The 19,745-nt window shown below is 74.1% G+C and carries 17 protein-coding genes; 8 read left to right on the top strand and 9 right to left on the bottom strand.

The window, feature by feature from the left end; translation table 11 throughout:
* Positions 1-3 precede the first annotated feature (3 nt).
* Both ACWIX6_RS00150 and ACWIX6_RS00145 read left to right on the top strand, forming a co-directional pair.
* On the top strand, positions 4-981 hold the full coding sequence (locus ACWIX6_RS00150) for an anti-sigma factor RsbA family regulatory protein (RefSeq protein WP_448614818.1): 978 nt from the start codon (positions 4-6) through the stop codon (positions 979-981).
* Between the two features lie 140 nt (positions 982-1,121).
* Positions 1,122-1,640 (top strand): MarR family winged helix-turn-helix transcriptional regulator, encoded by a 519-nt coding sequence (locus ACWIX6_RS00145; RefSeq protein WP_448614817.1) that lies wholly within the window; start codon positions 1,122-1,124, stop codon positions 1,638-1,640.
* A 1-nt stretch (position 1,641) separates the two neighbouring features.
* On the opposite strand, the gene ACWIX6_RS00140 is transcribed toward ACWIX6_RS00145, so the two are convergent.
* Both ACWIX6_RS00140 and ACWIX6_RS00135 read right to left on the bottom strand, forming a co-directional pair.
* Positions 1,642-2,073 carry an STAS domain-containing protein gene (locus ACWIX6_RS00140; protein ID WP_448614816.1) on the bottom strand — a complete coding sequence of 144 codons (432 nt, stop codon included), beginning with the start codon at positions 2,071-2,073 and terminating at the stop codon, positions 1,642-1,644.
* A 29-nt stretch (positions 2,074-2,102) separates the two neighbouring features.
* Positions 2,103-2,651: an NUDIX domain-containing protein gene (locus ACWIX6_RS00135; RefSeq protein ID WP_448614815.1), complete on the bottom strand. Its 549-nt coding sequence runs from the start codon at positions 2,649-2,651 to the stop codon at positions 2,103-2,105.
* Positions 2,652-2,693: 42 nt separating this feature from the next.
* Between ACWIX6_RS00135 and ACWIX6_RS00130 the strand changes: the two genes are divergently transcribed.
* Together ACWIX6_RS00130 and ACWIX6_RS00125 are read left to right on the top strand one after the other, a co-directional pair.
* Positions 2,694-3,191: a DnaJ family domain-containing protein gene (locus tag ACWIX6_RS00130; protein WP_448614814.1), complete on the top strand. Its 498-nt coding sequence runs from the start codon at positions 2,694-2,696 to the stop codon at positions 3,189-3,191.
* A gap of 34 nt (positions 3,192-3,225) precedes the next feature.
* Entirely contained in the window at positions 3,226-3,396 is a 171-nt protein-coding gene (locus tag ACWIX6_RS00125; protein WP_448614813.1) for a hypothetical protein, read from the top strand.
* 80 nt (positions 3,397-3,476) lie between these two features.
* On the opposite strand, the gene ACWIX6_RS00120 is transcribed toward ACWIX6_RS00125, so the two are convergent.
* The 3 genes from ACWIX6_RS00120 to ACWIX6_RS00110 are packed head-to-tail and all read right to left on the bottom strand — an operon-like array spanning position 3,477 to position 8,541.
* Positions 3,477-5,330: a hydantoinase B/oxoprolinase family protein gene (locus ACWIX6_RS00120; protein WP_448614812.1), complete on the bottom strand. Its 1,854-nt coding sequence runs from the start codon at positions 5,328-5,330 to the stop codon at positions 3,477-3,479.
* The gene (locus ACWIX6_RS00115) at positions 5,327-7,396 is read right to left on the bottom strand and encodes a hydantoinase/oxoprolinase family protein (RefSeq protein ID WP_448614811.1); all 2,070 of its coding nucleotides are present in this window, start codon (positions 7,394-7,396) and stop codon (positions 5,327-5,329) included. Before ACWIX6_RS00115 ends, ACWIX6_RS00120 begins: the two co-directional genes overlap by 4 nt.
* A 38-nt stretch (positions 7,397-7,434) precedes the next feature.
* Positions 7,435-8,541 (bottom strand): hypothetical protein, encoded by a 1,107-nt coding sequence (locus ACWIX6_RS00110; protein ID WP_448614810.1) that lies wholly within the window; start codon positions 8,539-8,541, stop codon positions 7,435-7,437.
* Between the two features lie 193 nt (positions 8,542-8,734).
* On the opposite strand from ACWIX6_RS00110, the gene ACWIX6_RS00105 reads away from it, so the two are divergent.
* The 4 genes from ACWIX6_RS00105 (at position 8,735) to ACWIX6_RS00090 (ending at position 13,743) form a co-directional block, all read left to right on the top strand.
* On the top strand, positions 8,735-11,365 hold the full coding sequence (locus ACWIX6_RS00105; protein WP_448614809.1) for an HAD family hydrolase: 2,631 nt from the start codon (positions 8,735-8,737) through the stop codon (positions 11,363-11,365).
* Between the two features lie 140 nt (positions 11,366-11,505).
* A complete protein-coding gene (locus ACWIX6_RS00100) occupies positions 11,506-11,883 on the top strand; it encodes a VOC family protein (RefSeq protein ID WP_448614808.1) in 378 nt (125 codons plus the stop codon).
* A 169-nt stretch (positions 11,884-12,052) separates the two neighbouring features.
* Positions 12,053-12,811: a DUF3291 domain-containing protein gene (locus ACWIX6_RS00095; protein WP_448614807.1), complete on the top strand. Its 759-nt coding sequence runs from the start codon at positions 12,053-12,055 to the stop codon at positions 12,809-12,811.
* A complete protein-coding gene (locus tag ACWIX6_RS00090) occupies positions 12,718-13,743 on the top strand; it encodes an alkene reductase (RefSeq protein ID WP_448617023.1) in 1,026 nt (341 codons plus the stop codon). Before ACWIX6_RS00095 ends, ACWIX6_RS00090 begins: the two co-directional genes overlap by 94 nt.
* A 139-nt stretch (positions 13,744-13,882) precedes the next feature.
* Here the strand turns inward: ACWIX6_RS00090 and ACWIX6_RS00085 are convergent, their stop codons facing one another.
* From ACWIX6_RS00085 to cutA, 4 genes are all read right to left on the bottom strand, one after another.
* Positions 13,883-15,130, bottom strand: a complete 1,248-nt coding sequence (locus ACWIX6_RS00085; RefSeq protein ID WP_448614806.1) for an EAL domain-containing protein — start codon at positions 15,128-15,130, stop codon at positions 13,883-13,885.
* A 114-nt stretch (positions 15,131-15,244) separates the two neighbouring features.
* Positions 15,245-16,459, bottom strand: a complete 1,215-nt coding sequence (locus ACWIX6_RS00080) for a sensor domain-containing phosphodiesterase (protein WP_448614805.1) — start codon at positions 16,457-16,459, stop codon at positions 15,245-15,247.
* A 208-nt stretch (positions 16,460-16,667) separates the two neighbouring features.
* A complete protein-coding gene (locus tag ACWIX6_RS00075) occupies positions 16,668-17,321 on the bottom strand; it encodes an SRPBCC family protein (RefSeq protein ID WP_448614804.1) in 654 nt (217 codons plus the stop codon).
* Positions 17,318-19,726, bottom strand: a complete 2,409-nt coding sequence (cutA, locus tag ACWIX6_RS00070) for an aerobic carbon-monoxide dehydrogenase large subunit (RefSeq protein ID WP_448614803.1) — start codon at positions 19,724-19,726, stop codon at positions 17,318-17,320. Before cutA ends, ACWIX6_RS00075 begins: the two co-directional genes overlap by 4 nt.
* Positions 19,727-19,745: the final 19 nt, after the last annotated feature.

Genomic DNA, 19,745 nt, shown 5'->3' with positions numbered 1-19,745 from the left:
CCCGTGCTCGGAGGTCCCCCGCGGGGGCGCACCGATGACGGGCACAGCCATGCCGCGGCCGTGGTCGGGTCGGACGCCGAGCTGCTCTCCGCCGCCCTGCCGTTCCTCGACGCCGGACTGGTCGCCGGTGACCTGGTGGTGCTGACCTGTCCACCGTCGCGGGCCGAGCAGCTGCGCGGCGAGCTCGGGGACCGGGCGTCCGGCGTCCGGACCGACCCCCGGGTCAGCCTGCTCGACGCCCGGGCCCCCGACGCCGTCGCCGCGGTCCGGCGGCTGCTGGCGCAGGCGGCCGAGACCGGGTCGGGCCGGCTGCGGGTGCTCGGCGAGACCGTGTTCGGCCCGGCGCCGCGCACCTGGCGGGAGGGCCAGCGGTACGAGTCCGCGGTCAACGTCGTCCTCGCCGGCGCACCGGTGGAGGGGCTGTGCCTCTACGACCGCCGGTCGCTGCCGCCGGAGGTCGTCGACAGCGCGCTGGCCACCCATCCGGTGCTCGCCGTCGGCGGCGAGCGGCAGCCCAGCCCGGCCTTCCAGGACCCGGTGGAGTACCTGGCCGGCCTGCCGTTGCCGGAGGAGCCGCTGGAGGGGACGCCGCCGATCTTCGCCGTGGACGACGCCGTCGAGCTCGCGCGGCTGCGGCACCAGCTGGCCGCCGTCCTGGCGACCTGCGTGCCCGACCCGGACATGGGCGGGGACATGCACCTGGCGGTCAGCGAGATCGCGGCCAACGCCTTCCGGCACGGCGTCCCGCCGGTCTCGGCCCGCGTGTGGGCCGACGGCACGCAGGTCGTCTGCACGATCACCGACCGGGGCACCGGGTACGGGGACCCGCTCGCCGGGTTCCAGCCCGCGCACGGCAGCGACCTGTCCCGCGGCGGCATGGGGCTGTGGCTGGCCCGCAAGCTGTGGGACCACGTCGACCTGCTGCCCGGTCCCCGCGGACTCACCGTGCGGCTCAGCTCCGCCCTGCGCGCGGGGACCTGAACCGGCCCGCGGCCGGGTGACCCGTCGCTAGGGTGAGCGCCGATGATCGTCGTCACAGCGGCCGGCGGCCGCACCGGGACGGCGGTGGTCCGCGTCCTCCGGGAGCGCGGTGAGCAGGTGCTCGCGGGCGTGGACCTCCGGTGACCGAGCGCCCGGTCGAGGACGCCCTCGACCAGATCCTCGCCCAGTGGGCGCGGGAGCGTCCCGACCTGGACTGCTCGCCGATGGGCGTGATCGGCCGGATCAGCCAGCTGCAGCGGGAGGTGTTCCTCGCGCAGCGGGCCACCTTCGCGCGGCACGGGCTGGACGCGCCGTCCTTCGACGTGCTGGCGGCGCTCCGCCGGGCCGGGGAGCCCTACCAGCTGACCCCGACCGCGCTGATGCGCACGGCGCTGGTCACCTCCGGCGCGATCACCCAGCGGCTGGACCGGCTGGAGGAGAAGGGCCTGATCACCCGCGGCCGCAGTGACGCCGACGGCCGAGCCGTCGTCGTCTCGCTCACCGAGGCCGGCCGGCAGGCGCTGGACGCGGCGCTGCCGGACCACCTGGAGACCGAGCGCGGCATGCTGGCCGGCCTCTCCGCGGCCGAGCAGCGACAGCTCGCCGACCTGCTGCGCCGCTTCCTCGTCGCCCTGGGCCGGGTCCCGCAGGACCCCTGAGTCAACTGTGCTGGTGGCCCGGGTCGAGCGGCTCGTGCGTCGCCTGCGCGGTGTCCGGCCGCCGGTCGAGGACGGTGAAGCGGTGCCACAGTCCGCTCAGCTGCAGCGGACGGGCCACCCCGTCGGAGGCCACCTCGAGGACCAGCGTGATGCCGCGCGGCTGCACCATCTTCTGCAGCTGCACGAGCGCGGCGATGCCGGCCGAGTTCAGGAAGGACACCCGGGTCACGTCCAGCTCCACCCGCTTGAGCGGCGCCTTGCCCAGCATGAGGTCGGTCAGCTCGCGGACCAGCGGACGGCGGGCGGCGTCGGTGAGCTCGCCCACGACCTCGATCCGGGCGGTCTGACCCTCCCGGGTGCACGTCACCGTGACGGCGTGGGTGTCCGACGGCGGTCGGTCCTCGTCCCGCGGCGCTGACTGGGGCTCCACCATGAGGGGGTTCTGCCCGCGTCGCGGGTGGTTCACTCCTGACGCGTGGGCGCCGCCGCCCGGGCCAGCAGCAGCAGGCTGTACGCGGCCAGCGACGGACCGTCGGTGAACCGGCCCTCCCGGATCATGGCCCGCAGCTCGGTCTCGGTCACGAACGCGTGCCGCATGTCGGCCTCGGTGGCCTCCCGCGCGGTCGGCCCGGCGGTGAGCCCGCTGGCCAGCCACACGTCGAACTCCTGGGTGGACAGGCCCGGCGCCAGGTCCAGGTGGCCCAGGTGCGCCCAGGTGGCCGCCCGGAGTCCGGTCTCCTCGGCCAGCTCCGCGCGGGCGAGCTCCTCCGGCGTCCCGTCGTCCCCGGCTGTCCAGGTGCCCTGCGGGAACTCCCAGGCCCGCCGGCCCAGCGGGTGACGGAACTGTTCGACCAGCCAGACGCCGTCCCGCTCGGCGGCGATCACCAGCCCGAAGTGCGGTTTCTCCACCACCCCGTAGACGCCCGTGGAGCCGTCCGCGCGCTCGACCGCGTCCTCCCGCACCCGGATCCAGGGGTTCCGGTAGACCTCTCGGCTGCTCGTCGTCCGCACGTCGCCCACACTGGCAGACGGCGGGGACGGAGGAGGACGCCGATGACGCAGCGCAAGCCGAGCGGGATGACGTTCGAGAGCTGGGTGGAGCAGCAGATCCGGCGGGCCGAGGACGAGGGCGCGTTCGAGGGGCTGTCCCTCGCCGGCAAGCCGCTGCCGCGGCGCGACCGGGAGAAGAGCAGCTACGAGTGGGCGCTGGAGTGGGCCAAGCGCGAGGAGGCCGATGTCGCGGGGATGCTGCCGACCGGCCTGGCCCTGCGCAAGGAGCGCGAGGAGCTGCCCGCGCTGATCGCCCGGCAGACCTCCGAGGTCGCCGTCCGGGCCCTCGTGGACGCGCACAACGCGCGGGTCGACCAGTACTACCGGCGACCGGTGGAGGGTGTGTGGGTCCCGGTCGGGATGGCCGACGCCGACGAGCTGGTGGCCGTGTGGCGCGCGGACCGGCCGGCCACCCCGCCTCCCCCGCCGCCGGCCCCGGAGGTTCCCCGCCGCCGCCGCCGGTTCGCTTGGCGGCGGCCCTCGGGGAGGGCACAGTGGTGACGCAGGTCACCGCCCACCGGACCCAGGAGGCCCCATGTCCGAGAACGAGCCGTCCAGCCCCGCCGACCCGTCCGCCCTGACCGCCACTCCCAGCGGCAAGGCCGCCGGCGGAGAGGGCAGCGACCTGCACGGCACCGCGCGCGAGGTCCACCAGGACAACCAGGAGGGCGGTGCCGACGAGGCGGCCAAGACGCCCGGCGCCTGAGGAAGGACCCCGCTGTCCCCCACCGCTCGCAGGCTCGCGGCGGGCCCTACAGCGGGGCCGAGGGCAGCGGGGTCCTTTCTCTAGAGCAGGTCGAACTCGTTGGACGCCGCGCCGCCGGACAGCCTCGCGTAGCCGGGGCCGCGGTCGAAGAACGGCTGCACCTCCGGGCGCTGCGCGCGCAACTGCGCCCGCAGTGCCTCCGTGGCCGCCGCGTCGGCACCGCCGTCGCCGTCCACCACCACGCCGTAGTCCTCCCGCGCACCCTCGACGCTCACCTTCCGCCAGGCGACGTCCCGGAGCACCTCGTCGACCGGGCGCTCCAGCGGGTCGCCCCAGCCGCCCCCGCCGGTGGTCCGGATCCGGACGACGGTGCCGGCCCGCAGCGGCTCGGCGTCGGCCAGCGCGTCCACCTCGTGCTCGTCCGGGCCGCCCGGGTCCACGGTGACCTGGAACGGCCGCCCGGCCCGGCCGCCCTTGACGCCCCAGCAGGACAGGATCGAGCGGTCGGCGATCGACATGAAGTGCGCGTCGCGCAGCACCCGGATGTGCTTCTCGTAGCCGCAGCCGCCCCGGTGACGGCCGGGTCCGCCGGAGTCCACCGCCAGCCCGAGCCGCTCGACCCGCAGCGGGAAGCGCGCCTCGGTGAACTCGGTGGGCAGGTTCCGGGAGTCCGGGACGACGTGGACGGTGTCCTCCCCGTCGGCGTAGTACCGCCCACCCGACCCTCCGCCGAGCACCTCGCGCATCAGGTACGGCTCGCCGTTCGCGTCGGTCCCGTACACGCCGGTGTACCGGATGGTCTCCTGGTCGGCGGGCATCCGGCCGCCGGTGGCCTTGGCCAGCACCCCGGCGAGCACGCCGAGCAGCCGGAGGATGACGAACGTGCGGGCGTTGGTGGGGGCCGGGAAGACCGGCGTGAGCAGCGTGCCCTTCTCGGGGAACCGCATCTCGATCAGCGGGACCACGCCCTCGTTCACGTCGAGCTCGGCCATCCGCTCCGGCGTCGCGGCGAGGTTGCGCAGGACCGGCGCCAGCCACTTCTTGAGGAAGTTGCCGTCGGCGTAGTCGCCGCAGTGGTTGATCGGGCCCCTGGCCTGCGGACCGGTACCGGTGAAGTCGATGACCAGCGGGACGTCGGCGGTCGAGTCCATGGTCAGCGTGATCCGCTGCCGGTGCAGCCGCGGCTCGTCGACGCCGTCGTGCTCGGCGTAGTCCTCCCAGACGTAGGTGCCGTCGGGGATCTGGGAGAGCACCTCCCGCCGGTAGACCTCGGTCGAGCGGGTCAGGATCACCTCGAAGCAGGCCTCCACCGCCGCGACGCCGTACCGGTCGAACAGCTCGCCGAGCCGCCGGGCGCCGGCAAGGCAGGCCGAGCACTCGGCGTCGAGGTCCGCGGCCAGCGAGTCCGGCATCCGCGAGTTGCGGGTCATGATCGTCAGCGCCGCCTCGTTGCGGACGCCGCGGTCCCACAGCTTGATCGGCGGGACCATCAGGCCCTCCTCGAACACGCTCGTCGCCGCCGACGGCATGGAGCCGGGCACCGAGCCGCCGATGTCGTCGTGGTGGCCGAACGCCTGGACGAAGGCGACCACCGTCGGGACGCCGTCCACGTCGGCGAAGACCGGCACCGTCACGCACAGGTCGGGCAGGTGGCCGATCCCGCCCTCGGACAGGTAGACGTCGTTGTGGAAGAACACGTCCCCCGGGTTCATCGTGGCGATCGGGTGGTCGCGGACCACCGGGTGCACCAGCGCGGAGTACGAGCGGCCGGTGAGCTTGCGCAGCTGCCGGTCGTGGATGCCGGCCCGGAAGTCGTGCGCGTCGCGGATCATGGGGGAGCGGGAGGTCCGCCCGATCGACGTCTCCACCTCCTTCTCGATCGCGGCCAGCGTGCCCGCGACGATCTCGACCAGGACCGGGTCCGCGGTGGTCACCGGCTCTCCCTCGTCAGCAGCAGGTTCCCGTGCCGGTCCACGGTGGCGAGGAAACCGGGGTGCACCGGGACGGTCGAGCCGAACTCCTCGACGACCGCCGGCCCGCGGACGACGTCCCCCGCGCCCAGGCCGGACCGCTGGTGCACGGGAGTGTCGACCCAGCCGTCGCCGAAGGACACCGGCCGGCTGCCGGTGACCGGGTCGCCGTCCCGGGGGAGCAGCTCCCTGATCTCGGGACGGCGGATCGGCCCGATGCCGCTGACCCGGAGGTTCACCCACTCCACGGCCTGGCGCGGGTCGCCGGCGAGGTCGTAGCCGTAGAGCTGCCGGTGCGCGGCGTGGAAGGCGGTGGCCACCCGGTCGACCGCCTCACGGTCCGGCGTCCCGTCACCGACCGGGACCCGCACCTCGAAGGCCTGGCCGACGTAGCGCAGGTCGGCGCTGCGCTGCATCCGCTGCTGGTCGCGCAAGAAGCCCTCGGCGTCCAGCGCCCGCGCCGCCTGCGCCTCCAGGGCGCCGAAGCCGGCCGCGACGGCGGCCGGGTCCAGGTCGGCGTGCCGGGTGACCATCGTCTGCACGTGGTCGTCGCGGACGTCGACGGTCAGCAGCCCGAAGGCGCTGACGTTGCCCGGGTCCGGCGGCACCAGGGTGCGGGGGAGGCCCAGCACGTCCATCAGCCGGCAGGCCAGCAGCGGGCCCGAGCCGCCGAAGGTGGTCAGCGTGAAGTCGCGGACGTCCAGGCCCCGCGCGACCGTGACCTGGCGCAGCGCGTTGGCCTGGTTCCAGGCGGAGATCTCCAGGACCCCGGTGGCGGCCGCCTCCAGCGACAACCCCAGCCGGTCGCCCAGCCGCTCGAGCCCGGCGCGGGCGGCGTCGACCGACAGCGGGATCTCGCCGCCCAGCAGGTGCGGGGGGATCCGGCCCAGGACGAGGTGCGCGTCGGTGACCGTGGGGGCGTCGCCGCCGGACGGGTAGCACATCGGACCCGGGTCGGCGCCGGCCGACCGCGGCCCGACCTTGAGCGAGCCCTCGGGCGACAGCCAGGCGATCGACCCGCCGCCGGCCCCCACGGTCACCACGTCGATCATCGGGATCTTGCTCGGGTGGCCGCCGACCGAGCCCTCGGTGGTCAGGGTCGGCTCCCCGTCGACCACCACGGTGACGTCGGTGGAGGTGCCTCCGCCGTCGCAGGTCAGCACCCGGTCGAAGCCCGCCGTCCCGGCGATCAGGGCCGCGCCGAGGGCGCCGGCCGCCGGGCCGGAGAGCATCGTGGTGATCGGCTGGTCGACCACCTCGGCCGCGCTCAGCACGCCGCCGTTGCTCTTCATGACGGAGAACGGGACGCCGGGGGCGATCTCGTCCAGCCGGGCGCGGACGTTCCGGACGTAGGCGGCCACCCGGGGCTTCACCGCGGCGTCGACCAGCGTCGTGACCGACCGCTCGTACTCGCGGTACTCGCGCAGCACCCGGGAGCTGATCGACACGACCGCGTCCGGGTGCTCGGCGGAGAGCACGTCGAGCATGGCCCGCTCGTGGGCGTCGTCGGCGTAGGAGTGCAGGAAGCAGACCCCGACGGTGGTCACCCCGGCGTCCCGGAGGGACCGGGCCGCGGCGACCGCGTCCTCGCGGGAGAACGGCCGCACCTCGGCGCCGGTGGGGTCCAGCCGCCCGCCGACCGTGCGGACCAGGTCGGCCGGGACGATCCGGGGCGGCTTGACCCAGAACCAGCTGTTGCCGTAGCCGTCGGGGACCGACTGCCGGGCGATCTCCAGCACCGACTCGTAGCCCTCGGTGGTGATGAAGCCGATCCGGTCCAGCCGGCCCTCGAGCAGCTGGTTGGTCGCCACCGTCGTCCCGTGGCTCACCGCGGTGACCGACCCGCCGTCCAGCCCGAGCAGGCCGAGCACCTTGCGCAGGCCGGTCAGGAAGCCCTGGGCCGGGTCCGCGGGGGTGGACGGCGTCTTGGTCGTGGTCACCTCGCCGGTGTCCTCGTCCACCGCGACGACGTCGGTGAACGTGCCGCCGGTGTCGATCCCGATGCGGACCCGTCGGGCCGGCGCGCTCATGCCGGTACCTTAGTGTTGAGGTACCAGGTCGGGGAAGGTCAGCCGGTGGTGCCCGTCGCCCGGGCGAGCTCGTCCTTGTAGTACTCCAGGGTCCGGTAGAGGCCCCGGTGCAGCTCGTCGAAGGCGAGCAGCCGGTCGGCCTGGGCCCGGCTCAGCCGCTTGGGCCGGGGGCTGCGCAGCGCCCGGGTGGCCAGCAGCCGGTCCAGCTGCCCGGACAGGCGCCACTGCTCGGCGTGCTCGGGGCGCCGGCTGCGGGCCCACTCCAGGGCCGCGGGGAACCCGGTGGTGACCTCCTCGGCGATGGTCGCGGCGTCGACCTGCCGGCGGGTGGCCCGGCCGGAGAAGTTCCACCACCGCTCGGCGTCCAGGTTCTCCGAGGTGAGCCAGCCGACGCCGCCGAAGTGGTCGTAGACGTAGCAGGGCAGCCCCATGGACAGCGCGTACTGCACGGTCTTGCCGATGGTGACGACCGCGTCGTAACCGTCGAGCAGCGCCGGCGTCACCCGGGCGGCCGTCGTCACCTCGCCCAGGACGTCGACCTGCAGCCCGTCGCGCTCCCGGAGCAGGGCCGCCGCGGCCAGCACCTCCTCGGGTGGGTGGTTGGAGACCACGAGCACGCGCTCCAGGTCCGTGCCGGTGCGTCCGCGGACCGCGTCGGCGAACACGTCGGGCGCGGGGTTGTCGAACAGCGCGATCCGCTTGCGGTTCAGGCCGAACCGCTCGAGCAGGTCGGCGACCTCGCCGGACACCGCGGTCGACACGTCGGCGAAGGCCTCCTCCACGTCGGTCAGCAGCGGCAGCTCCATGTGGATCTGCGCGGACATGTGGTGCCAGACGACGGCGGTGGTCAGGCCGGTGTCGGCCAGCTGCTCGATGACGCTGGGGGGCAGCAGGCTGTGCTGGGTCCAGATGAGGTCGTAGGGGCCGGAGAACTCGTGGTACGGGTCCTCGGCGACCGTCAGCCGCTCCTGGCCGGGCAACTGGGCGAACTCACCGGCCATTGGCCACAGGAAGAGGTTGTTGGCCACGTCGACCTCCGCGCCCCGGGCCAGGAAGTGCTCCACCAGCTCCAGGGTGACCAGCTCGGAACCGCGGATCTCGCGCAGCTGGTTGGTACAGACCAGGACCCGGTTCAGCTCTGCCACTCCTGCAGGCTAGAGCCCGCCGGGGAGCCGGGGCCGGGTCGGGCGGGGTCGCTGGGACGCATGGGACGGAACGGTCCTGTGACGGGGCCGTCCGTCGCGTCGGTGCTGACTTTCGTCACGCCATCCCGCTAGCGTCGTCACTGATCGTGCCGCCAAGGGTGCGGTTCGGTGAACGGATAGGGGTCACGCACTGATGAACGACAGCCTGAAGAAGGTCCGCAACGCGGTGGCCGACCGGTCGTGCGCCGCACTCTCGCTGGACGTCTTCGACACCATCCTGTGGCGGCGCGTGCCCCGGCCCGCGGACCTGTTCATGGTGCTGGCCGACACCCTGCGCCGGGGCGGGCAGTGCCCCGCCTGGATCACCGACGCGACCTTCCGGCACATGCGCATCAACGCCGAGATGGAGGCCCGGCACACCGAGCACGGCCCGGAGATCTCCCTGTTCGACATCTGGCGCAAGATGCCGCTGGAGCAGTTCACCGGCTCGCTGGACGAGCTGGTCGCCGCCGAGATCGCGGTGGAGGACCAGTTCCTGGTCGTCGACTTCGACATCGCCGAGCTGATCGCCGGCGCCGCGGCCAACGGCGTCCCGATCGTCCTGGTCTCGGACACCTACTTCACCGAGGCCCAGTTCCGTCAGCTGCTCGACCGGCCGGAGCTCGCGCCGCTCAAGGACGCCCGGCTCTTCCGCTCGCACGAGTACGGGGCGGACAAGGCCAACGGCCTGTGGCCCGTGGTGCTCGACGAGCTCGCGCTGCGTCCCGAGCAGCTGTGGCACGTGGGCGACAACCACCTGGCCGACGTCGCCGTCCCCTCCCGGCACGGGATCCGCTGCACGCACTACGAGCGCATCGACGGCGGCCTGGCCCGGGTGCTCGAGCGCGAGCGCCAGCCGCTGGACGGCTACGGCCCGGTGGACCCGCTGCTGGACCCGGAGGAGGGCGACTACGGGCTGACCAGCCTGCGCGCCAAGACCGTCCGCACCGCGCCCGACGACATGGCCCGCGCGGTGACCACGGCGTGGCGCTACGGGGCCGCGGTCGTCGGCCCGGTGCTCACCGGTTTCGCCGAGTGGGTGGTCGAGAGCGCCGAGAAGAGCGGCACCGAGGTCGTCTGGTGCCCGATGCGCGAGGGCGAGCTGCTCTCCACGCTGATCAACAACGCCGCGCAGGCCCGCGGCCGCAAGATCGAGGCCCGCCCGCTGTGGCTGTCCCGGCACGTCACGTCGGTCGCGATGCTGGACGAGATCAACCGAGAGACCCTCAGCGAGCTGATCCGGCGCAGCTACCACCTGACGGTGAGCGGGCTGCTGGACATCCTGCACCTGCGTCCCGGCGACGTCCCGGCGCTGGCCGGCGAGCTGCACACCGTCATGGACAACAGCGGCATCCTCGACCGGGTCGCCTCCGCGCTCACCGAGAGCCCGCACCTCCGGAACCAGATGACCGCCACGGTCACCAAGGCCCGCGAGCGGCTGATCACCGCGCTCCGCAACGCCGGCGCGCTGGAGGGCGAGGACCTCACCCTCATCGACCTCGGCTGGGGGGCGACCATCCAGTTCCAGCTGGGTCGCCTGCTGTCCCTGGCCCGGATCCCGATCGTCCCGGCCGGTCTGTACCTGGCCACCGAGGACCGGTCCGCCCGGGTCGTGCAGACCGGCCTGCGCGCCGAGGGCTACCTGGCCCAGGGCGGCTACCCCCGCGAGGTCTCCACCACGCTGACCCGCAGCCCCGAGGTGCTCGAGCAGTGCGTGAACGCGCTGTGCGGCTCGCTCATCGACTTCACCGACGACGGGGAGCCGGTCCTCGGCCCGGTCGTGGACAGCCCCGCCCAGAACGCGGAGCGCAAGGCCGTGCAGGACGGCATCCTGGCCTTCCAGGCCATGTGGAACCGCTACGCCGAGGCGGACCCGGACTGGCCCAGCCTCAGCAACCCGTCCGCGGGCAAGCGGCTGGCCAACATCATCGTCACCGCCCTGCAGTCGCCCACGGCCGAGGAGGCCCGGGTGTTCGGCAACTGGCGGCACGAGGACAACTTCGGCTCCACCGTCGTCACCCAGGTCATCCCCGACGACCTGGCGGCCGCGATCGCCTACCTGTCCCCGAACGACCTCGACGACCTGCAGCTGCGCGACGCGTTCTGGCCGCGGCTGGTGGCCGCCACCGACCCCAACCTCGCCGCGCAGATCGAGGCCGTGCACCAGGGGCACGTCGACAAGCAGGTCTTCGAGCCCTCCGGTGAGCCCTTCGAGACGCACCTGCGCTGGCGCAGCGCCGACGGGCACACCCACCCGGGCCCGCGCCGGCGGGTGCGGATCAACCACAACGGCCTGTCCTTCGCCCGGCTGAACATCGGGGCCGACGACATCAAGGACGTCGCCCTGTCGATCCCCGGCCGTCCGGCGCTGGTCCGGATCGACTGGATCGAGGCCAGGCTCATGACCGACCGCAGCGAGCCGATCGTGCTGCGCTGGGACAGCCCGGAGGACATCGCCGAGCTGGTGTTCAGCCAGTGCCGCTGGCTGGGCGGGACGCTGGTCGAGTTCGACTGGCCGCACTCGGCGGTGTGGCTGAACCTCGGCGACCGGGCGGGCCGGCCGATCAGCTCCGCGCAGATCAGCATCGCCTTCGCCATGCTGCCGCGGTCGGCCTCCGGGCTGGAGCCGCACCTGCGCTCGGCTCCGTCGGTGCTCCGCCTGGCGCACCGTGCGGTGGCCGACTACCAGCGCCACGGGATCATCGGCCTGGCCACCGGCCTCAAGGGCACCGCGGGCCGGCGGCTCGCCCCGGAGCGCCGTCGTCCCGACCGCCGCCGCTCCTGACCGCCCGCTGACCGCCCGCCCTCCTCCCCCGCCGGAGGAGGACGGGCGGTCACCGACGGCTGGGCGGCACCGGCGCGGCGGTCGTGTCGGTGGACGCCGTTAGGGTCGCGCGGTCCCGTCCGCGTCCCCCGGGAGACCCCGTGCCCGACCGCCCTGCGATGACGCTCACCGCGACCGTGCTCGACTGTCCCGACCCCCGCGCGCTGGCCCGGTTCTACGCCCGGCTGCTGGACTGGCCGCTGGACACCGACGACCCCGAGTGGGCGACGCTGCGGCCCGGCGACGGCCGTCCCGGACTGTCCTTCCAGCGGGAGACCGACCACGTGCCGCCCCGTTGGCCGGCCGGGCCGGGGGAGCAGCGGATGCAGCTGCACCTGGACGTCGCGGTCGAGGACCTGGCCGCGGCGGTCGCCTTCGCCGAAGCCGGGGGCGCCGTGCAGGCGGAGCACCAGCCTCAGGACGACGTCCGGGTGATGCTCGACCCGGCCGGCCACCCGTTCTGCCTCTTCCTGGCCTGATCCGGAGTGGGCCGACCACGTCCTCGACCGGTCCGCCGGCGTCACGGCCGGCCGGGTCGGGCACGGGGTGGTCACCGTGCTGGCCATCGCGCTGTTGGCTGCCGCGCCTGCGCTCTGGCGGTGGTCCGGTCGCCGTCCGGCGGCAGGATGTTCGGACCGGGAGGTGCCGATGGCCCAGCTGGCGCAGGCGAACGTCTTCCGGCCGCGCGGCCCGTGGGGGGATCCGGTCATGCGCGAGTTCGTGCTCGCCCTGGACGCGGTCAACCGGCTCGCCGAGGCGAGTCCCGGCTTCGTCTGGCGGCTGCGCCCGGGCGAGGGCCACGGCGCGGTCGTGGTGGCCGACGACCGGTCGCCGGTGCTGCTCAACCTGTCGGTGTGGGAGTCCTACGCGCCGCTGCACGAGTTCGTCTACCGCAGCGCGCACGGCGGCTTCCTGCGCCACCGGGCCCGGTGGTTCGAGGCCGCGCCGCAGCCCGCCGCCGTCCTCTGGTGGGTGGCGGAAGGGCACCGACCCACCGCTGAGGACGGCCTCACCCGGCTGCGGTACCTGCAGCGCCACGGGCCCAGCGCCCGGGCGTTCGGGATGCGCCGGCGGTTCGAGCCCGACGGCCGTCCCAACCCGCGGCGCGACGGGCCGCGGGACCGCCCGCCTTGGCGGCCGGCGGACCGGCGGACGCCGGCTGAGCCGGTCCGGCCCGCTCCGCCCGGCCGCGTGACGATCATCGCAGTCCGGGCCGTGCGGGATGGTCGCGCTCCGGCGCCCGGTTCGGACCGGGCATGGACCTGTTCTCCCCTGTCACCCTGGGCGGCCTCGAGCTCGCCAACCGCGTCGTCATGGCCCCGCTCACCCGGATGCGGTCGGGCCCGGCCGGTGTCCCCGGGGACCTCGTCGTCGACCACTACGCGCAGCGCGCGAGCATCGGCCTGATCATCACCGAGGGCACCTACCCCACGCACGAGGGCCAGGGGTTCGTCGGGCAGCCGGGCATCGTGACCGACGAGCAGGTCGAGGGCTGGCGGCGGGTGGCCGAGGCGGTGCACGCCCGCGGCGGCCGGATCGTCATGCAGGTGATGCACGCCGGGCGGGTCACCCACCCCGACGTCAACGGCGGGCGCCGGGTCGTCGCCCCCAGCGCGATCGCGATCGACGGCGCCGGACACACCGAGAGGGGCAAGCAGCCCTACCCAGTGCCGTACGCGCTGACCACCGAGGAGGTCGAGGCGACGGTGCAGGACTTCGTCACCGCGGCCCGCCGGGCGGTCGAGGCCGGGCTGGACGGCGTGGAGGTGCACGGGGCCAACGGCTACCTGATCCACGAGTTCCTCGCCCCCACCTCCAACCGGCGCGAGGACCGGTACGGCGGCTCGCCGGAGGGCCGTGCCCGCTTCGCCGTGGAGGTCGTGACCGCCGTCGCCGAGGCGATCGGCGCGGGCCGGGTCGGCCTGCGGATCTCCCCGGAGCACGACATCCAGGACGCCCTGGAGACCGACCGGGACGACGTGCTGGCCACCTACGGCACCCTGGTGGACGCCCTCGCGCCGCTCGGCCTGGCCTACCTCAGCGTGCTGCACCGCGAGCCGGCCGGTGACCTGGTGCAGGAGCTGCGGCGGCGGTTCGGCGGCGGGCTGATCGCCAACAGCGGCTTCGGCTCCCCGACCACCCGCGACGAGGCCGTGGCGCTCATCGAGGCCGCACACGCCGACGCCGTCGCCGTCGGGCGGCTGGCCATCGCCAACCCCGACCTGGTCGAGCGCTGGCAGGGGCGGCACCCGGAGAACGAGCCGAACCCGGCCACGTTCTACGCCGCCGGCGCCGAGGGCTACACCGACTACCCGACGCTCGTCCTCAGCCAGAGCTGAGGCGCGCCGCTCGCCGTGGTGCAGCCAGTGCTCCCTCCCGGCCGCGGAGGCCGCACTGGGTGCACAACGATCATGGGCCGGCCAGCGTGGCCGGCCGCAGGATGTTCGAGCAGCACCTGGCCGACCGGCCGGCGCGGCCTCAGTCCCGAGCGCGGACCCGCACCGGGACCGGCGGTGCGAGCCGGGGAGCCGGGACGCTGGTCAGCGTGGGCGCGCCGCCGTCGCCGAGCGCGGACGCCGGCCCAGGGCGGCCGAACAGCCAGCCCTGACCCAGGTCGACCCCGAGCGACCGCAGCACGGCGTGCTCGGCCGGGGTCTCCACGCCCTCGGCCACGACCCGGACGTCGCAGCCGTGACCGAAGTCCACCAGCGACGAGACGAGCTTGGACAGCACCGGGTCGGTGTCGATGCCGGCGACGATGCTGCGGTCCATCTTGATCACGTCCGGCGAGGTCACCACGATGTGCCGCAGCGAGGAGAAGCCGGCCCCGACGTCGTCGATCGCCAGCTTCATGCCGCGGGCGCGGAGCGGCTCGAGGACGGCGGTCAGCGCGTCGTAGTCCTCCACCTGGTCGTGCTCGGAGAGCTCGAGCAGGATCCGCGGGAGCGGCAGCGCGTGCAGCAGCTCCAGGCACTCGGGGGTCAGCAGGGTCGCCGGGGAGACGTTCATCGAGACGTAGCCGCTCACCGTGTCCAGGTGTTCGGCGGCCCGGCCGAGGGCGAGCAGCTCCAGATGGTCGCCCTGGCCCACGCTGTGGGCCTCGGCGAAGCAGACGTCGGGGGCCTTGCCCCACTCGGCGGGGAAGCGGCTGAGCGCCTCGGCACCGACCCGGGCACCGGTCTCCAGGTCGACGATGGGCTGCAGGACGACGGTGGGGCCGCCCGCGGCGATCAGCGGTGCCAGCCGGTCCTCGATCTCGGTGCGCTGCTGGGCGTCCCGCAGTCCCGGCTCGATGATCACCGAGGCGGCGTCGGCCAGGACGTCCATGAGGGACTTGTCGCGGGTGGTCAGCTCGGGGTCGGAGGTGAAGCCGAACGCGCAGAGGGTGCCGTACAGCGAGCCGTCGCTGAGGACGACGGGGGTGGTCACGTAGCTGCGGATCCGAGGGATGCGGGCCACCGGCAGGCTCATCGCCAGCGAGGACTTACGCATGTCGGGCATGACGGCGGGGAGCTTCCCGTCCAGGACGAGCTGGCAGAAGGTGGACTCCTGCTTCTGCTGGATCCCGTCGTGGAAGAGCATCGGGATCGCCGAGTCGACGACCTCCAGGTGCTGCGTCGTCCCGTCCATCCGGCTGAGGAAGGCGACGCTGAGGCGCAGCGACCTGCGCGCCGTCGACAGCAGGTCGGCGATCTGCTGCTCCGACTCCGAGCGTTGCTTGCGCACGAGCCCTCCCGAACCACGATGTCCGTCCCGATCTCCGTCCCTGAAGTGATCGGCCGGGGTCGGCACCGACTGGAGCGGCTTGAGGGCCCGACGTGACCGGACCACTCGTACGGGTCAGGCGGGGAGCGGCTCCGCGCCGGACCGGGCGGACGGGCGCAGCGGGGGAGCGAGCACGGTGCCCTCGTCGACGAGCAGGTCGGCGGGTCCGGGCCGGCCGAACAGCCAGCCCTGCCCGCCGTCCACGCCGAGGTCCTGCAGCACGGCGTGCTCGGCCGCCGTCTCCACCCCCTCGGCGATGACACAGATGTCGAAGCTGTGCGCGAACCCGACCAGCGACTGGGCCAGCCTGGCGAGGATCGGGTCGGAGTCCAGGCCGCTGACGATGCTGCGGTCCATCTTGATCACGTCGGGGCCGGTGATCACGATGTGCCGCAGCGAGGAGAAGCCGGCGCCGACGTCGTCGATCGCCAGCCTCATCCCGCGGGCCCGGAGCGGGGCCAGCGCGGCACCCAGCGCGGCGTAGTCGTGCACCGGGGTGTGCTCGGAGAGCTCCAGCACCACGCGGTCCAGCGGGAGGCCGGCGAGCACCTCGGCGCACAGCGGCGTCAGCAGGGTCTGCGGCGATACGTTCATCGACACGTAACCGGACACCTGGTCGAGCAGCGTGGCGGCGCGGGCGAGGGCGAGCAGTTCCAGCCGGTCGCCGTCCCCGACGCTGTGCGCCTCACCGAAGACGACGTCGGGGGCGCGTCCCCACTCGGCCGGGAAGCGGCTGAGCGCCTCGGCGCCCACCCGCCGGCCGGAGTCGAGGCCGACGATCGGCTGGAGGGCGATGGTCGGCCCGCCGGCGGTCATCAGCGGGGTGAGCCGGTCGCTGATCTCGGCCTGCCGCTGCTCCAGCCGGACCTGGGGCTCGATCAGCAGGGCCGCGGCCTCGGCGAGCACCTCCATCAGCGCGAGGTCACGCGGCGACACCTCCGGGTCGGAGACCAGGCCGAAGGCGCAGAGCGTGCCGTACAGGGCACCGTCACTGAGCACCACGGGGACGCTGACGTGCCCGCGGATCTGCGGCAGGTCGTCCGGGTGCAGCCGCATCGCCTCCGGGACGTCGCGGACGTCGGGCATGACCTGGGGCAGCCGCCCCTCCACGACGGCCAGGCAGAACCCGCTGTCCCGCGGCCCGCCGTAGCCGACCTGGACGTCGGGCAGCGCCGAGTCCACCACCTGCATCGTCCGGGTGGTCTCGTCGATCCGGCTGAGGAACGCCACGCTCAGGTCCAGCTTCCGGCGGGCGGTCCGGAGCAGCGCGGCGACCTGGTCCTCTGCCACTGAGCGTTCCCGGTGCACGTGTCCTCCCTGGACGGTGGCCCCCTCGGCCGTGAGGAGGACACGTGCATCGTCCCGGACGAATCCGTCCGAATCATCACCCGCAGGAGTGGCCGGGGACAACCGGTCGGCGAGCGGTTCGGTCGCCCAGGGGATCGGCGCCCGTGACGACGGACCGCCGGCTCGGGGCCGCGCCGATGGCCGGGTACACCTAACGGCGGCGGCCGAGCAGGTACCCGATCCAGACGCCGAGCAGGGTCAGCACGCCGCCGCCGGCGGCGCCCACCAGGAGCGGACGGGCGTCGGCCGGGACCCAGCCGCCGGCCGTCGTGGGTCCCGCGGCGGAGGCGGCCGGCGCGGACTGTCCCGCGGCGTCCGCCGGCACCGGGGCCGCGCTGCCGGCCGGGACCGGAGCCGCCGGCACCACTGCGCCGCTCAGCTCCCCCTCCACCGCGGCGAAGAACTGGCCGGCCATCCGCTTGGCCACCCCGGTGATCATCCGCTGGCCCACCCCGGCGACCGCGCCCCCCACGACGGCGTCCGCCGAGTAGGTGACGTTGGTCGAGTCGCCTTCGGGGTGCAGGTTCACCGACACCGTCGCCCGCACCGACCCCGGCCCGCCGGACCCGGACGCGTGCATCACGTACGAGGCGTGCGGCTTGAGGTCGCTCAGCCGCACCTCCCCGGCGTAGGTCCCCCGGACCGCCCCCACCCCGGCCGACACCGAGATCGCGTAGCTGTCCTCGCCGGACCGCTCCAGGGACAGGCACCCCGGGATCGTCCGCGCCAGCACCTCGGGGTCGGTGAGCAGCGACCACACCCGCTCCGGTGGCGCCGAGAGGACCGCACTGCCGTCGAGGTTCACGCCGTCGCTCCAGTCGTCGAGTTGGTCACCGGTTCGGCCGGGGAGCGCACCAGGTCGTACAGCTCGCTCGGGGAGATGGGCATGGACGAGACCCGCCGTCCGACGGCGTCCTCGACCGCGGAGGCGATCGCGGCCGACCCCGGGATGACGCCGGCCTCGCCGGCGCCCTTGATGCCCAGCGGGTTCAGCGGCGACGGCGTCTGCTGGTGGTCGATCACCACCGGCGGCACCTCGCTGGCGTAGGGCATCAGGAAGTCCATGAACGAGGCGTTCTGCAGCTGCCCGTCCCGGTCGTAGGCCATCCGCTCGTACAGCGCACCGCCCACGCCCTGCGCGACCCCGCCGTGCACCTGGCCCTCGACGATCATCGGGTTGACCACGTTCCCGCAGTCGTGCACCACCGCGTAGGAGACGACGTCGATCTCGTAGGTCGCCGGGTCGACCTCCACCACCGCCGCGTGCGCGCCGGAGGCGAACGTCGACCGCACCGGGGAGTAGTAGTCGGTGTGCTCCAGACCCGGCGCGTCCCCCGGCGCCACCGGCGGCCTGGTGTCGTCCCCCGGCCCGGCGAACTGGGTGGCCTGCTTGGCCGCCTCGTCGAAGGCGTACCGCAGTGGGTTGGACAGCACGGCGACCGTCCGCAGCGGGATCGAGGCCCCCGGTGTCCCCTTCACCCCGACCAGTCCGTCGGCGATCTCCAGGTCGTCCGGCGAGGCCTCCAGGACCTCCGCCGCGATCCGCAGCGCCTTCTCCCGCACCCCGCGGGCGGCCAGCGCGACGGCGTTGCCGCTCATCACCGCGGCCCGGGAGGCGAAGGTCCCCACCGCGTACCCGAAGCGCCGGGTGTCCCCGGTGGTGACCTCGACGTCCTCGATCGGCACCCCGAGCTCGGAGGCGACGATCTGCGCGAACACCGTCTGGTGGCCCTGGCCCTGCGACGTCAGGCCGGTCGACACCAGGACCTTGCCGCTGCCCAGCACCTGCACGTGCCCGCCCTCGTAGGGCCCCGGCCCGGTCCCCTCCACGTACAGCGCCATCCCGATGCCCAGCAGCTTGCCCCGGGCCGCGGCCTCGGCGCGCCGCCCCGCCACGTCGTCCCAGCCGACCAGCGCGGTGAGCTTCGCCAGCAGCGCCGGGTAGTCGCCGGAGTCGTAGACGACCGGCCGGCCGTCCTGGAAGGTCAGGTGCTGGTCGTAGGGGAACTGGTCGGCCCGGATCAGGTTGCGTTCCCGGACCGCGGCGCGGTCCAGGCCGCGCTCCTGGGCGATCCGGTCCATCGTCCGTTCCATCGCGAAGCAGCCCTGCGGGCGGCCGGCGCCCCGGTACGGCGTGACGATGACCGTGTTCGTGTAGACGCTGTCCACCCGCACCCGGTAGACCGGGACGGCGTACGGGCCGACCAGCTGGGTCGCAGTGACGATCGGGATGATGATCCCGTAGGGCGTGTAGGCGCCGTGGTCGTGCCAGATCGCCACGTCCAGCGCGGTGACCCGGCCGTCGTCGTCGTACCCGACGGTGATCTCCTGCCGCTGCTGCCGTTCGTGCGCCGAGGAGACGAAGTGCTCGCGGCGGTCCTCGGTCCACTTCACCTCGTGGCCCAGCGCGATCGCCGCCATCGGCACCAGCAGCTCCTCCGGCCACGGGTGCACGATCTTCACGCCGAAGCCGCCGCCCACGTCGGGGGCGACGACCTCGACCTTCTCCAGCGACAGCTGCAGCTTCGCGGCGATCGCGGCCCGCACCGACGTCGACGCCTGGGTGCTGGTGTGCACCCGCAGCGCGGAGTCGTCGGGGTCCCAGCGGGCGTGCACACCCTTGCCCTCCATCGGCATGCCGGCGCTGCGCTCGACGTACTGGGTGAACGACAGCGTGTGCGCGCTGGCCGCCAGTGCCGCCTCGACGTCCCCGGTCTCCTGGTGATGGCGCGCCGCGACGTTGTCGGGCACGTCGTCGTGCACCGCGTGCACCGCCGTCCGCGCGGCGTCCACCCCGACCACGACCGGCAGCTCCTCGTAGCTGACCATGATCCGCTCGGCGGCGTCCTCGGCCACGTACCGGTCGGTGGCCACCACCATCACCACGGCCTCGCCCACGTGCTGGACGACGTCCTTCGCCAGCGGGTACCCGGTGCGTGGAGCGGTCAGCTGCGGGTGCGGGATGAGCACCGGCAGCGGCTCGGCCATCGGGCCGGTCAGGTCCTCGTAGGTGTAGACGGCGAGCAGCCCCTCGACGTCCAGCGCGTCGGTGACGTCGACGTCCAGCACCCGGGCGTGCGCGTGCGGGCTGCGGACGAACGCCGCGGCGTACGCGCCCGCGCCGATGTCGTCGAGGTAGCGGCCCTGGCCGGTGATCAGCCGGAGGTCCTCGCGCCGGCGCACCGGCTCCCCGAACAGCTTCGTCGTCACCGGAGCCCCCCTCTCCGCG

It is taken from the genome of Modestobacter sp. URMC 112 (genome assembly GCF_053502575.1).
Note: the sequence above shows the minus strand (reverse complement) of the source record. Positions and strands in the feature narration are given on the sequence as shown.